The sequence below is a fragment of the Streptomyces sp. W16 genome, from assembly GCF_033194735.1.
In the GTDB taxonomy this organism is placed as follows: Bacteria; Actinomycetota; Actinomycetes; order Streptomycetales; family Streptomycetaceae; genus Streptomyces.
This window is the reverse complement of the sequence record NZ_JAWOAI010000241.1, coordinates 1-14,529: the sequence shown is the minus strand read 5'-3', so window position 1 is coordinate 14,529 and position 14,529 is coordinate 1. Positions and strand designations below refer to the sequence as shown.

Here is a 14,529-nt window from a genome sequence, read left to right as displayed (position 1 = left end):
GGTCGCGGGGTTCGGCGCCTGGCTCGGCCGGCCCGAACCCCGGGTCGGCCACACGTATCTGCCCGGCGACAGCTGGACCGGCATCGAGGGCGCCGGCGGCGACCTGGACCAGTGGGCCGAGTGGCGCCGGGCCCGCCAGGACCGCCTGCTGGTCCTCAACGTCCCGATGCTGGACCGCAACGAGGCCCACCTGCCCGACGACGTGGTGCGCACCGAACTGGGGGAGGGGGCGGGCGGGCGCTACGACGACCACTTCCGCACGCTCGCCCGCCGTCTGGTCCAACTGGGCGTCCCCGACACCGAGATCGTCCTCGGCTGGGAGATGAACGGCACCACCTACACCCACCGCTGCGCGCCCGACCCCACGGCGTGGAAGCGGTACTGGACCCGTATCGTCACCACGATGCGGTCCGTCCCCGGCCAGCGCTTCCGCTTCGCCTTCACCCCGAACCGCGGCCACGACGCGATCCCCTGGACCGACTGCTACCCAGGTGACGCCTACGTCGACGTCATCGGCATGGACGCCTACGACGCCCCCCGGGGCCTGCCCTTCACCGGCCAACTGACCGAGCCGTACGGGCTGTTGGCACAGGCCGACTTCGCCCGCACCCACCACAAGCCCATCGCCTACCCCGAGTGGGGCCTGTTCGACAACGGCGACAACCCCGCCTACGTGCGCGGCATGCTCACCTGGATGGCGGGGCAGCACCCCCTCTACCAGACCATCAGCGACTACTGCCCGCACGGAGTGTGGCGCTGCCGCGCCAACCCCAAGTCGGCGGCCGTATACCGTGCCCTGACGGATCATCAGCGCTGAACGCGGAGAACGGCACCGCCCGGGGAAGCGGGCGATGCCGTTCACGGTCCGTCGAACCACCCTGCTACGGCGTCCACTTCACGTTCGGATTGACCTGGCCGGTCCAGTTGAAGATCGCCATGTTGTCCCAACCGTCCCCGCTGCCGGAGATGTTGGCCGGGTCCCAGCCGTTGCCCGTGACCGCGTACCAGGTCGGCTCCCAGTAGAAGACACCGATCGCGCCCGCGCTGCGGGCCGTGTTCTGCACGGCGGTGAACTCCGCACCCTGCCCCGCCCAGGTGAGCGGATAGCCCGAGCATCCCGAGGTGACCGAGTTCGCCGTACTGTCCGCGTCGGACGAGGTGAACGGATAGGCCGTCTCCGCGATGATGACGTCCTTGCCGTAGCGGGACTTCATGTCCGAGACGACGCTGCCCATGTTGGCCAGCGTGCCGTGCCACATGCAGTAGTAACTCAGCCCGGTGATGTCCCAGTTGACGCCCTGCGCCTTGATGCCGTCGTAGAACCAGCGGGCGTTGGAGTCGCTGTCCGCGTCGGCGGTGTGGATGATCACCTGGGTGGAGCTGTTGCACGCCTTGGTCGCGTTGTAGCCCGACTTCAGCAGCAGACCGAGGTTGGTGAAGCTGTTGTTGACGACCTTGCCGTCGTCCCACAGCATGCCGACGTTGATCTCGTTGCCGATCTGCACGCTGTCCGGGGTGGTGCCCTGGGACTTGAGGCTGTTGCAGACGTCGTAGGTGTAGTTGTAGACGTCGGTCTGCAGCGCGCTGATGCCGTGACTCGACCAGGCCGCCGGCTTGTACTGCTTGCCCGGGTCGGCCCAGGTGTCGGAGTAGTGGAAGTCGATCAGCAGCTTGAGGCCCTTGGCCTTGACCTGCTTCGCGTAGGCCAGCACCTTCGCCTTGTTGTTGTAGCCGCTGGCGGGGTTGTTCCAGATCCGCAGGCGGACGTAGTTGACGCCGGCACCCTTGAGGATGTCGAGCGGGTCCTTGGCGGTCCCGCTGGAGTCGTAGTACTTGGCGCCGAGATCGATCGCGCGCTGTGCGGACGAGACATCGGCGCCGAGCATCGTGAGCGAGTTCGCGGCGGCGGCGTCGGTGGGGGTGAGCATCGCCGCCGGCAGGGCGACTGCGGCCAGCAGCAAGGCGGCCTTCACTATGCGGCCCGGGATTTTCACGGGGTACCCGACCTCCTTGGGTCGACTGGCATGCGCATGCGGGTTGGGTTCTGAGAACGTTCACAGTAGGAGAGGTAACAGGCACTGTAAATATGTGTGTCGGTTGTATTTCCCGCAGTTGGTGGATGTGACGTTCGCGCGATCAGGCTGGGAACGTACACAAACAGGAGAGTGGAGTCGTACCGCGGTACTACGCCCGTCCCCGCAACGGCCCCTCGGTGCGACGGGTTCGGGGCCCCCTTCCTCCTAGCGTTGCCGGTGTCCAGCAGGGGCAGTGGCACGTGAGCGTGAGGGATGTCGATGATCGAGGCGCAACAGCTGACGAAGCGGTACGGCGAGAAGACGGCGGTCGACCGGCTGGACTTCGTCGTCAAGCCCGGCACGGTCACCGGCTTCCTGGGCCCGAACGGCGCCGGGAAGTCCACCACGATGCGCATGATCGTCGGCCTGGACGCGCCCACCGGCGGCACCGTCACGGTCAACGGCAAGCCCTACGCCGAGCACACCGCGCCCCTTCAGGAGGTCGGCGCGCTGCTGGAGGCCAAGTCGATCCACCCCGGCCGCTCCGCGTTCGACCACCTGATGGCGCAGGCCTACACGCACGGCATCCCGCGCCGCCGCGTCGACGAGGTCATCGAACTGACCGGGCTGCAGAGCGTGGCCAAGAAGCGGGCCGGGGCCTTCTCCCTCGGCATGGGCCAACGGCTCGGTATCGCCGCCGCGCTGCTCGGCGACCCGGCGACCGTGATGCTCGACGAACCGGTCAACGGCCTCGACCCCGAAGGCGTGCTGTGGATCCGCAACCTGCTGACCGGGCTCGCCGCGGACGGTCGTACCGTCTTCGTCTCCTCGCACCTGATGAGTGAAATGGCCCTGGTCGCCGACCACTTGATCATCGTCGGACGGGGACGGCTGCTGGCCGACACCACCGTGCGGGACCTGGTCCGGCACGCGGGCGGCGACACCGTCACCGTGGCCTCCGAGCAGCCCGCCCGGCTGCGCGAGGTGCTGGCCGGTCCCGGCGTGGAGATCACCGGCGAGGTCGGCTCCGAGGAACTGCACGTCACCGGGCTGACCGCGCGCGCCATCGGCATCAGGGCCGCCGAGCACCGCATCCCGCTGTTCGAACTCAGCGCCCGGACCGTCTCGTTGGAGCAGGCGTTCATGGACCTGACCCGGGACGCCGTCGAGTACCACGGCACCACCACCGTCGAGACCGCAGGGAGGGCCGCGTGAGCACCGTCACCGCGACCGACAGCGCCGCACCCGCAGCCGTACGGCCGGCCCGTCCGCCGTACAAGGTCACCGGGCGCCGCGTGCTGCGCTCCGAGTGGGCCAAGCTGTGGTCCCTGCGCTCCACCTGGATCACGCTGGGCCTCGGCCTGCTGTTCCTGATCGCGTTCGGCCTGATCGCCGCCGCGCACTACAAGTCCTCCTACAACGATGGGCACCTGCGGCCCGACGACGCCAACTCCACCGCGCTCGACATCTCCCTCTTCGGTACGAACTTCGCACAGCTCGCCCTCGGCGTGCTGGGCGTCCTGGTCACCGCCGGCGAGTACTCGACCGGCATGATCCGCTCCACACTGGCCGCCGTACCGCGCCGGCTGCCGGTGCTGTGGTCCAAGGCCGCCGTGTTCGGCGTCGTCGCGCTCGGCATCTCGCTCGTCGGGGTGTTCGTAGCGTTCCCGATCGTGAGCGGCATCGTCTCCGGCACCCCCGCGGCCCTCTCCTTCTCGCACTCCGGAGTCGTCCGCAGTCTGCTCGGCGCCGGGCTCTACCTCGGTCTGGTCGGCGTGATCGGTACCGCGCTGGGCGCGTGGCTGCGCTCGGTGGCCGGCGGCATCTCGGTGCTGGTGGCCTCGCTGATGCTGGTGCCCGGACTGATCGAACTGCTGCCCAGCTCGTGGCAGGACAACATCAGCCTCTATCTGCCGAGCAACGCGGGCCAGGCGATGTTCGCGCTGACCCACGACTCGACGACCCTCTCGCCCGGCGCCGGACTCCTGGTCTTCCTCGGCTGGACGGCGCTCGCGCTGGCCGGGGCCGCCTACCGGCTGGTGCGGACCGACGCCTGAGCCGGTCGCTCCCGCGGCCACGGCGCGGCATCCGGCCTGTTCACGAGGCGGGTGCCGCGCCGGTGCTTTCCGCGGTACGGCCCCACAATGGACAGGTGACCTCCATGAACCCGGACCAGTGACACCGATGAGCCCCGACGACCCCGCCCACGTGCTGTTCGCGGAGACCGACCTCCCGTGGAGTCACCCCGTGGCCGGCGGGCTGTCCCGGTTCGGCCGGCGGATCAAACAGGGCGACCGGAGACATCCGTGGGTGCTGGACACGGCCCTGATCGTCGTGGTCGCGGTGATGTTCTGCCTGCCGGACCTGCTGGACGACGACGACGGCCGGCGGCGCGGCTTCGACAACAGCTTCATCCACCTGCCCTGGCCCGCGACGCTCGCGCTGCAGGCCGGACTGGTACTGCCCCTGCTGTGGCGGCGCAGGAGGCCGACACCGGCCTTCGCCGTGATCACCGCGGTGTTCTTCGTCCAGGCGGGGCTGGGGGTCTGGCTGCGCGCCGACGTCGCCCTGCTCATCTCCCTGTACAGCCTGGTCCTGCACGGGCAGTTGCGGCGGCTGCCCGTCGCTTGTGCGGTCACCCTCGCCGCCCTGGGGCTGTTCGCGCTGCGGCTGCCGTCCGAAGTGCCGGTCCTGGACGCGCTGTTCGTCCTGTTCAGCACCATCACCGCGGCCGTCGCGCTCGGCTTCGTCGTCCGCATCCGGCGCGCCCAGCTCGCCGTGCTGCGCGACCGCGCGGCCCGCCTGGAGATCGAACGCGACCAGCGCAGCAAACTCGCCGCCGCCGCCGAACGCACCCGCGTGGCACGGGAGATGCACGACATCATCGGCCACAACCTCTCCGTCATCATCACCCTCGCCGACGGCGGCGCCTACGCCACCGACCTCGCCCCCGAACGCGGAAAGCAGGCCCTGCTCCTCATCGGCGACACCGGCCGCCAGGCGCTCGGTGAACTCCGGCGCATGCTGGGCGTGTTGCGCGTGCAGACCCCGACCCCGGACGCCCCCGAACTCAGCCCCCAGCCGGGCGTCGCCGACCTCGACGCCCTGTGCGCCCGCATCCGCGCGGCCGGACCGCAGGTCGTGTACCGCACCGGTGGCGAACCGGCCGCCCTGGACCGAGGGGTCCAGCTCACCGTCTACCGCATCGTGCAGGAGGCCCTCACCAACGCCCTCAAGCACGCGGGCCACGACACCCGCGTCGAGCTGACGGTGAACGTCGAGGACACCCGCGTGCACATCGACTGCCACGACACCGGCCCGGGCACGGCCACCACAGAACCCGCACCGAGCCACGACCAAGGACACGGACTCGCCGGCATGAGAGAACGCGCCGCCCTCTACCACGGCACCGTCACCGCCGGCCCCGCCTCCGGCGGCGGCTGGACGGTACGGGCCACCCTCGACCTCACCCCGCCCGACGCGATCGGGGGAGCGGCATGACGACCGTGCTCATCGTGGACGACCAGCCCCTCCAACGCCTGGGATTCCGCATGCTGTTGGAGGCCAACCCCGACACCGAGGTGGTCGGCGAGGCCGGGCACGGCGGCGAGGCGGTGCGGATGGCCGCCGAACTGCGCCCCGACGTGATCCTGATGGACGTACGGATGCCCGGCATGGACGGCATCGAGGCCACCCGCCGGGTCGTCGCGGCAGGCGACCGCTCCCGCGTCCTGATCCTCACCACCTTCGACCTCGACGAGTACGCCCACGAGGCACTGCGCGCCGGCGCCAGCGGCTTCCTCCTCAAGGACGCCCACCCCGAGGAACTCCTCGCCGGCATCCGCGCGGTGGCCTCCGGCGACGCCGTCATCGCCCCCGCCCTCACCCGCCGCCTGCTGGACGCCTACGCCCAGCACCTCCCGAAGCACGCACCGGAAGGCCCGGCGGCGGCCCCGGCGACGGACGACCCCCGCATCCGCTCCCTCACCGAACGCGAGCGCGAGATCCTGCTCGCCATCGGCCAGGGCTGGACCAACGGCGAGATCGCCGAGCGCCTCTTCGTCTCCGAGTCCACGGTGAAGACCCACGTCGGCCGCGTCCTGGCGAAGGTCGGCGCCCGCGACCGCATCCAGGCCGTGATCCTCGCCTACGACCTCGGCCTCGCCCGCCCCAACGCCCCCGATCAGTAGACCGGTTGGGGCTCCCGTTCGTGAAAGCTCAGGTTGCATCTCCCGTACGCACAGCTTCGTACTCGCTGTGGACGGTGCGGCGCATCGGGACAACTGTTGCTTCCCATGGCCGAGATGAAAGGGACTGTGTCCCGCAGAACGATGTTGGGCGCCATGGCGCTGACCGCGACCGCGACCGCGACAGCCGTGCCGCCGGCCGCCGAAGCCGCACCGCAGGCGAGACCCGATCTTCTCCACGTCGGCAGCTGGAACGGCGGGCAGGTCCACGCGGTCCTGTTCGACCCCGTCCAAGGAGTCCTGACGTCCAACGGGCCGGTGGCACAGGTCAGTTCGGGCTGGGTGACGGCACATCCGGACCGCCCGCTGCTCTACGTCGGCAGCCAGCTCGACGGCGGAATCGTCACGGCCTTCGCCGTCGACCGCACGACCGGCGCGCTGACCCGGACCGGCCAGGTGAGCACGGACGGCGGCGGCACGGCCGGCGGGGGCCTGTCGTACCTCGGCGTGGACCGGCCCTCGGACACCCTCCTCGTCGCCAACTTCGAGGCGGGCCTGGCCACTTCACTCCCGATCCGCGGCGACGGCACACTCGGCGCACCGCTGTCGGTCGTCGTCGACACCGGATCGGGGCCCAGCCCGCGCCAGACGGGCCCGCACCCGCACCAGGTCGTCGTGGCACCCGGCCGCCGCCACGCCCTGGTCCCCGACTTCGGCGCCGACCGCGTCTTCGTCCACCGCTTCGACGGTACGACGGGTGCGCTGTCCCCGGGCGAGACGGGTCCCGGCGCCTACGCCACCGACGCCGGCGCCGGGCCGAGACGGCTCGTCCTCCATCCGGACGGGCGGAAGGCGTACCTGCTGACCGAGCTCACCGCGGAACTCCAACTCCTCGACTGGGACGGAAGATCCGGCGAGCTGACGCACCGCCAGAGCCTCACGATCGACTCGCCCGACTTCACCGGCACCAAGAGCGGCGCCGAACTCGCCATCAGCCGCGACGGCCGCTTCGTCTACGCATCGAGTCGCGGTGAGAACACCCTTGTCGTGTACGAGATCGAGCGGCGCACCGGGCTGCTCTCCCTCCTCCAGCGCATCCCCAGCGGAGGGCTGAAGCCCTGGAGCTTCACCGTGCACCCGAGCGGGCGCTGGCTGCTGGTCGCCAACGAGGCGAGCAGCACCGTCGACGTCTTCGCCGTCGACCCCCGCACCGGGCTGCTCACCGGCACCGGGAACTCCCTGCCCCTGCCGAACCCCGACTCCATCGCCGTCTGCGTGCGCTGAGGTCCGGCCGCGGCGGATTGTCCATCAATCCTGCGCGGCAAGGGAGTTGAGCGCGAAGGCGCATCACGTTCTTGCTGCACACTTCTTGCCGCCATGGGTCGCCATTGTTACGTTCACTGCATCGCTTGTCGGACAATCCACTGCGAGCGCAGGTTCACTGCTCCCCCCAACCCCTACGTGTAGGCCGGGCAAGGAGACCAAGTTGTCGAACGATCAGCGCGCACCCCACTCCGAAGCCCTCCGCTTCGACCACGTCACCCTGGAGTTCCCGGGGAGCCGCCGGCCCGCCATCGAGGACGTGTCCTTCCAGGTCGGCCGGGGCAGGTTCGTCGCCGTGATCGGCCCCAGCGGCTGCGGCAAGAGCACGATCCTCAACCTGGCCGCCGGACTGCTCGCCCCGACCCGGGGCCGCGTCCACTTCGACGGCGAGCAGGTGACCGCCGTCAACTCCGAGGCCGCGTACGTCACTCAGCAGGCCAACCTGTTGCCCTGGCTCAGCGTCAGGGCCAACATCGGACTTGCCCTGAAGTTCCGCAAGGTCCCCCGGGCCGAGCGGGAGGAACGCGTCGCCCACTGGGTGAAGGTCGTCGGCCTCACCGGATTCGAGGACCACTACCCCCGGGAGCTCTCCGGCGGTATGCAGAAACGCTGTGCGATCGCCCGGGCCCTGATCTACAACCCGTCCATCGTGCTGATGGACGAGCCCTTCGGACCGCTGGACGCCATCACCCGGCTCAAGCTCCAGCAGGACCTGCTCAACCTCTGGGAGGGGGAGCGGGGCGGCACGCTCGTCTTCGTGACGCACGACCTCAACGAGGCGATCTACCTCGCCGACGAGGTCATCGTGATGTCCGACGGCCCCGGCACGATCCGCCGGGTGCTGCCCGTCCCCTTCGAACGCCCGCGCAGCATCGGCTCCCTCGTCGAGTCCCGCGAGTTCTCCGAGCTCTACAACGACCTGTGGAGCCTGTTCAAGTCCCAGCTGCAGACGTCGGACACGGGCGCGTAGGCCCGCCCCAGTCCGCCGATTCGCCGACCCGCCCAGCCGCCGAGCCGCTCTGCGAGGTGCCCAGCGTTGATATCGATCGCTGAAGAGATCGCCGTTCCGAGCCCACCGAAACGTGTGTGGGAAGTCGTGTCGACCCCCTCCGAGGTCGTCGCCTGCATCAACGGCGCCGCACTCGGCGAGGCCCACGCCGACGGCTCCTTCGACGGAACCCTCGTCGTCAAGTTCGGGGCGATGAAGGTGGGATTCGCTGCCCGGGTGGCGCTGGATCTCACCGAGTCGGACCACGAGGGCCGTCTCTCGGCCCGCGGCAAGGACGGCCAGGGCGGTACCCGCTTCACCGCCCGCGCCAAGTTCCGGGTGACCGAGGGCGAAGGGCCGGGCGAGTCACGCGTGAGCGTGCTGGGCGAGGTCCAACTGAGCGGCAGGCTCGCCTCGTTGGTCGAGACCGGGGCCGGGGCGATGGTCTCGCGGATGACCCGGGAGTTCTCGGCACAGCTCGTCCGGCGCTGTGCAGGTGTCGAGGCGGTCGCACCTCCCCTCGGGCGACTCGGCCGCCTGCGGGCCTGGTGGACCCGGCTCCTGACGCGACGTCAAACACCTTCCGTATCCGGCGACTCGGCGACGACAGGAGGCAGGCGATGACACCGTCCAGGCTCAACAACGTGATCGGCGCACTGGAGTCGGGACGCCACGTCTTCGCCTCCTTCGCCGCCCCCGAGCCCGCGTCCGCCGTCGAGTTCGCCGCCACCGACTACGACGCCCTGGTCTTCGAGACCGAGCACAAACCCTGGGACGTCACCGCCCTGCGGGACAGCCTCCAGTACCTCCTCAACCGCCGCCTGATCCACACCGCCGACAGCCTCGCGCCCACCGTCACCCCGCTCGTGCGGATCCCGGCCAACGGCGGCGAGAAGGCACAGTGGCACGCCAAACAGGTCCTGGACCTCGGGGCGTACGGCGTCGTCTGGCCGCACATCACCACGGTGGACGAGGCCCGCAACGCGGTCGCCGCCTGCCGCTACCCGAGCCTGCCCGGCAGTCCCCGCCACCAGCCGGCCGGCCTGCGCGGTGACAGCCCCGGCGCGGCGGCCCGCTACTGGGGCCTCACCAACGCCGAGTACTACGCGAGAAGCGACGTCTGGCCGCTCGACCCGGACGGCGAGATCCTCGTCGCCCTCATGATCGAGGACCAGCGCGGCATCGAGAACCTCCCCGACATCCTCGACCGGGTCCCCGGCATCGGCCTGATCCTCATCGGCGAGGGCGACCTCAGCCAGGAACTGGGCGTGCCGCGCCAGTACGAGCATCCGCGCGTCCTGGACGCCAAGCGCCGTGTCCTCGACGTCTGCGGGGAGCGCGGCATCGCCGTGGGCCATCCCCATGTCACCGCCGACAACGTCAAGCAGGTGCTCGACGACGGCTACGGCTTCCTGATGTCGGCGCCCGTCCGCACCTACCCGGGCCTCGACCTGGGCCGCGCCCTGACCGGCCGCACCACGGGAAGGGAGACAGCGCGGTGATCATCGACAGCCACGGACACTTCACCACCGCCCCACCGGCGCTGGGCAGTTGGCGGGAGCGGCAGATCCGCGCCTTCGAGGAATCCGGCGCCCGCGTATCGCCGGATGAGCTGCACATCACCGACGACGAGATCAAGAACGCGGTGGAACAAGGCCAGTTGAAGCTCCAGCTGGAGCGCGGCACCGACCTCGGGCTGTTCTCCCCGGGCGCCGGCAAGATGGCCCACCACTACGGCGACGAGCACACCAGCCTCGACTGGTCCCGGGTCAGCAACGACCTCATCGCCCGGGTGTGCGGACTGTTCCCGGGCAGGTTCGTCGGCGTGTGCCAGCTGCCCCAGTCGCCGGGGGACGCCCTGCCCGCCTCGGTCCGCAACTCCGTCACCGAACTGGCGCGCTGTGTCGAGGAGTTGGACTTCGTCGGCTGCCTGCTCAACCCCGACCCCTCGGACGGCTACTGGCAGGCGCCGCCCCTCACGGACCGCGTGTACTACCCGCTCTACGAGAAGCTCGTCGAACTCGATGTGCCCGCGATGGTCCATGTGGCGATGTCCAGGAACCCCGCCCTGCAAGGAACTTGCGCGCACTACCTCAACGGTGACACCGCGGTGTTCATGCAGCTGTGCATGTCCGACCTGTTCACCGACTTCCCGGACCTGAAGCTGATCCTGCCGCACGGCGGCGGCGCCGTCCCCTACCACTGGGGCCGCTACCGGGGCGTCATGCAGGACCAGGGCCGCCCACCGCTGGAGGAGGCGGTCCTGCGCAACGTCTACTTCGACACCTGCGTGTACCACCGGCGCGGCATGCAACTCCTCGTCGACGTCGTCCCCGCCGAGAACATCCTCTTCGCCTCGGAGATGATCGGCGCCGTCCGCAGCGTGGACCCCGAGACCGGGCACCGCTTCGACGACACCAAATACCTCCTCGACTCCCTCGACACGCTCAGCGACACCGACCGGCGGGCGATCTACGGCGGCAACGCGCTGCGCGTGTTCGGACGCCTGGCCGGCGTGCTCAAGAACGCCGAACCCAACACCCCGAAGGAGGACCGGAATTGAAGGCCTACGAAGCTCTCGCCGAGGCGTTCGTCAAGGAGGGCACCAGCGACGTCTTCGGCATGATGGGCGACGCCAACATGCACTGGATGAACGCGCTCGACCGGCGCGGGGTCCGCCTCTACGAGGTACGGCACGAGGGCTCCGGCCTCGGCATGGCCGACGGCTGGGCGCGAACGACCGGACGCCCGGGGGTCGTTACGGCGACCAGCGGCCCCGGCACCTCCCAGCTGGCCACCTCGATGATCGTCGCGAACCGCGCGCGCACCCCGCTGGTCGCCTTCTGCGGCGAGACGAGCTGGGGCGACCAGGGCGCCGTGCAGTACCTGGACCAGCGCCGCTTCGCCGCCGCGATCGAGTGCGGCTTCGTCCACCTCTCCCGCCCCGACCAGGCCCAGGAAGCCGTACAGCGCGCCTTCTACCAGGCCCGTACCGAGTCACGCCCGGTGATGCTGAGCGCCCCGATCGACATCCAGCAGGGGGAGTTGGAGGACGACGACGAGTACGTCCCCTCCCTCGCCCTCCTCGACAGCCCCCGCCTGCTCCCGGACCCGGCGCGGATCGCGGCGGCCTGCGACATCGTCCGGCAGAGCAAACGCGTGGTGATCGTCGCCGGACGCGGGGCGCGCCGCGCGGGCGCAGGCGGTGAGGTGCTCGCTCTCCAACGGCGGACCGGGGCGCTCCTCGCCACCACCCTCCAGGCGAAGAACTGGCTGTGCGACAGCACCCGTTACCACGTCGGTCTGGCCGGCCTCTTCGGCAGCAAGGCGGCCACGGAGCTCCTCCAGGAGGCCGACTGCGTGATCGCGGTGGGCGCCGGACTCAACAGCTACACCATCGAGCACGGCTACCTCTTCCCCGAGGCCAGGTACATCCAGATCGACGTCGCCCCGCACATCGTGATGGGCAACGGCAGGGCCGCCGACTGCTACATCCAGGCCGACGCGGCAGCCGCCGTGGGCGAGTTGACCTGTGCCCTGGAAGAACGCTCGGTCCACCTCGACGGCTTCCACACCGACGACGTACTGCGCCGCCTCGCCGAACCGCTCCGGCCCCCGGACTCGTACGTGGACGAACCGGGCCGCATCGACCCGCGCCGAGCGATCCGCATCCTGGACGACGGACTCCCCGGCGACATGGGCCTGGTGCTCGGCAGCGGACACCAGGTCGACTTCGGCACCATGCTGTTCCAGCGCTCCCGCGAAGTCCTCTCCAACTACGGCATGTTCGGCGCCATCGGCCAGGCCCCGCTGCTCGCGATCGGCCGGCTGGTCGCCGAGGGCAGGCGGCCCGGATTCGTGGTGGAGGGCGACGCCAGCTTCCTGATGCACCTCTCCGAGTTCGAGACCGCCTGCCGGTACGGCATCCCGCTGCTGGTCGTCGTCATGAACGACGAGGGACTCGGCGCCGAGTACCACAAGTCCCGCTCCAAGGGCCTCGATCCGGACCTCGCCCTGATCCCGACACCCGAACTGGGCCCGGTCGCCGTGGCCCTGGGCGGGGCCGGTGCCACGGTCCGCACCCCGGCCGAACTGACCGCCGCCGTCACGGAGTTCGTGCGCGCACCCCGGCCCACCGTGATCGACGTCCGCATCACCCGCGAGGTACTGAGCGTCCCCTACCGGCGGCTCATGTACGGCGAGGACGTATGAGGCGGCCACCGATGACACCGCTGACCGTCCTGTTGGGCGACTACCCGCACACCCGACGGCTGAAGGAGACCCCCGTACTGGGCGGCGACTGCCGCTTCGTCGAGTCGTCCCCGCTGTACCCGGCCTTCGCCCACATGGTCCGCGAACTGGCCTACGACGTCTGCGAGTTGGCCCTCGCCACCTACCTCCAGGCGCGTGCGGCGGGCGTGCCGGTCACCCTGCTGCCGGTCGTGATGATCGGCGGCACCCACCACCGCTCCCTGACCCGCCTCCCGGACGGACCGCACCTCACCCCCGGCCAACTCGTGGGCCGCCGGGTGGGCGTGCGCTCCTACAGCCAGACCACCGGCCTGTGGGTACGCGGCATCCTGCGCGAGGAGTACGGCGTCGAGGCCTCCGACATCACCTGGGTCACCACCGAGGAACCCCACGTCGCCCAGTACCGCGAACCGGCCTGCGTGCGGCGTTCACAGGCCGGGCGGGTCGCCGACCTGCTGCGGGCCGCGGCACCCGACGGGATCGACGCCTTCGTCGACACCTTCGGACAGGGCAACGTCGACATCGCCATCGAGCTGGGCGTGGCCCCGCAGCGGATCAACACCCTCGCCGACGGCCGCGCCGTCGCCCGCCACGGCGTCCGCAGCCGCGCCCAGGAGGACGTCTTCACCCCTCAACTGGTCGCCGAACTCGCCGAACTGGTCTCCAAAGGACTGCTCACCGTCCACATCAGCGAGGTGTACCCGCTGGAACAGGTCCAGGAGGCCTACCGGCAGGTGCAGCGCCGCCACACCCGAGGCAAGATCGTGCTCAGCCTGGTCCCGCCGGACGAACGCCCCGCCCTGGCCGGCGAACTCCGCGCCGCCCGCCCCCGCTGAACCGCCGACCGCACTCCCTGGAGGACCCCATGCCCGTACGCCGTATCGGCCTCGTCGTCCACCAGGGACGCGCGACCGCCCGGGACGCGGCGCGCGCCGTGCACGACTGGAGCGAGGCACACGGCGTCCGCTGCACCGAGATCGACGTGTGGGGCGACGACCACCAGCGCAGGACCGGACGAGAGGAGGCCGAGGCCGCGGGCAACCCCGACCTCGTGGTCACCCTCGGCGGCGACGGCACCTTCCTGCGCGGGGCGCGGATCGCCGTCAAGAGCGGAGCCGAGGTGCTCGGCGTCGACCTCGGCAAGGTCGGCTTCCTCACCGAGGTCCCGGCCCGCGACGTCGGCGACGCCCTCGACGCGGTGCACGAGGGCCGGGCCGTGGTGGAGGAACGCATGACGCTGACCATGCGCGCCTCCCGGCCCCTGGACATCCCGGCGGAGATGGAGGCCCTGCTGCGCTACGGACGCGGTCCCATGCTGCCGCCGCCGCAGGTTCGGCCCGAGACCACGGAGGGCGGCGGATGGGGCTGCGCGCTGGACGTCACCGCCCTCAACGACGTCGTCCTGGAGAAACTGGCCCGCGACCGGCAGGTCAGCGTCGGCGTCTACCTGGCCGGCGGACTGCTGGCGAGCTACTCCGCCGACGCCCTGGCCGTAGCCACCCCCACCGGGTCCACGGCCTACAGCTTCGCCGCCGGCGGACCCGTCCTCTCGCCCCACATGGACGCCCTCGTCTTCACTCCCATCGCCCCGCACATGACCTTCGACCGCAGCGTCGTCGCCGCCCCCGACGAACCGATCGGCCTGCGCGTGCTGCCCCACTCCGGACAGGCCGCCGTCAGCGTCGACGGCCAGCTGCGCGGCGTCCTGGACCCCGGCGACTGGATCGGCGTCTTCCGCGCCCCGCAGCGGGTCCGCCTCGTCCGA

Annotated in this window: 14 protein-coding genes; 13 read left to right on the top strand and 1 reads right to left on the bottom strand. The window is 70.6% G+C overall.

Going from position 1 to position 14,529, the window contains the following annotated elements:
* A partial coding sequence (locus R6V09_RS28590; protein WP_317884323.1) for a glycoside hydrolase family 26 protein occupies positions 1–817 on the top strand: 817 nt, incomplete at its 5' end.
* A 64-nt stretch (positions 818–881) separates the two neighbouring features.
* Here the strand turns inward: R6V09_RS28590 and R6V09_RS28585 are convergent.
* Complete coding sequence (locus R6V09_RS28585) at positions 882–1,994, bottom strand: glycoside hydrolase family 53 protein (protein WP_262056728.1); 1,113 nt, start codon at positions 1,992–1,994, stop codon at positions 882–884.
* A gap of 300 nt (positions 1,995–2,294) precedes the next feature.
* On the opposite strand from R6V09_RS28585, the gene R6V09_RS28580 reads away from it, so the two are divergent.
* From R6V09_RS28580 to R6V09_RS28525, 12 genes are all read left to right on the top strand, one after another.
* Positions 2,295–3,230 (top strand): ATP-binding cassette domain-containing protein, encoded by a 936-nt coding sequence (locus R6V09_RS28580; RefSeq protein ID WP_317884322.1) that lies wholly within the window; start codon positions 2,295–2,297, stop codon positions 3,228–3,230.
* On the top strand, positions 3,227–4,072 hold the full coding sequence (locus R6V09_RS28575; protein WP_317884321.1) for an ABC transporter permease: 846 nt from the start codon (positions 3,227–3,229) through the stop codon (positions 4,070–4,072). The genes R6V09_RS28580 and R6V09_RS28575 overlap by 4 nt, the downstream gene beginning before the upstream one ends.
* 127 nt (positions 4,073–4,199) lie before the next feature.
* Positions 4,200–5,516: a sensor histidine kinase gene (locus tag R6V09_RS28570; RefSeq protein ID WP_317884320.1), complete on the top strand. Its 1,317-nt coding sequence runs from the start codon at positions 4,200–4,202 to the stop codon at positions 5,514–5,516.
* A complete protein-coding gene (locus R6V09_RS28565; protein WP_317884319.1) occupies positions 5,513–6,205 on the top strand; it encodes a response regulator transcription factor in 693 nt (230 codons plus the stop codon). Before R6V09_RS28570 ends, R6V09_RS28565 begins: the two co-directional genes overlap by 4 nt.
* 153 nt (positions 6,206–6,358) lie before the next feature.
* Positions 6,359–7,486, top strand: a complete 1,128-nt coding sequence (locus R6V09_RS28560; RefSeq protein ID WP_317884318.1) for a lactonase family protein — start codon at positions 6,359–6,361, stop codon at positions 7,484–7,486.
* A 202-nt stretch (positions 7,487–7,688) separates the two neighbouring features.
* Positions 7,689–8,495 (top strand): ABC transporter ATP-binding protein, encoded by an 807-nt coding sequence (locus R6V09_RS28555; RefSeq protein WP_317884317.1) that lies wholly within the window; start codon positions 7,689–7,691, stop codon positions 8,493–8,495.
* A 66-nt stretch (positions 8,496–8,561) separates the two neighbouring features.
* A complete protein-coding gene (locus R6V09_RS28550; RefSeq protein ID WP_317884316.1) occupies positions 8,562–9,137 on the top strand; it encodes an SRPBCC domain-containing protein in 576 nt (191 codons plus the stop codon).
* The gene (locus tag R6V09_RS28545; protein WP_317884315.1) at positions 9,134–10,015 is read left to right on the top strand and encodes an HpcH/HpaI aldolase family protein; all 882 of its coding nucleotides are present in this window, start codon (positions 9,134–9,136) and stop codon (positions 10,013–10,015) included. Before R6V09_RS28550 ends, R6V09_RS28545 begins: the two co-directional genes overlap by 4 nt.
* On the top strand, positions 10,012–11,076 hold the full coding sequence (locus tag R6V09_RS28540; protein ID WP_317884314.1) for an amidohydrolase family protein: 1,065 nt from the start codon (positions 10,012–10,014) through the stop codon (positions 11,074–11,076). Before R6V09_RS28545 ends, R6V09_RS28540 begins: the two co-directional genes overlap by 4 nt.
* On the top strand, positions 11,073–12,725 hold the full coding sequence (locus R6V09_RS28535; RefSeq protein WP_317884313.1) for a thiamine pyrophosphate-binding protein: 1,653 nt from the start codon (positions 11,073–11,075) through the stop codon (positions 12,723–12,725). Before R6V09_RS28540 ends, R6V09_RS28535 begins: the two co-directional genes overlap by 4 nt.
* An 11-nt stretch (positions 12,726–12,736) precedes the next feature.
* Positions 12,737–13,600: a zinc-binding dehydrogenase gene (locus R6V09_RS28530; protein WP_317884312.1), complete on the top strand. Its 864-nt coding sequence runs from the start codon at positions 12,737–12,739 to the stop codon at positions 13,598–13,600.
* 29 nt (positions 13,601–13,629) lie between these two features.
* A partial coding sequence (locus tag R6V09_RS28525; RefSeq protein ID WP_317884311.1) for an NAD(+)/NADH kinase occupies positions 13,630–14,529 on the top strand: 900 nt, incomplete at its 3' end.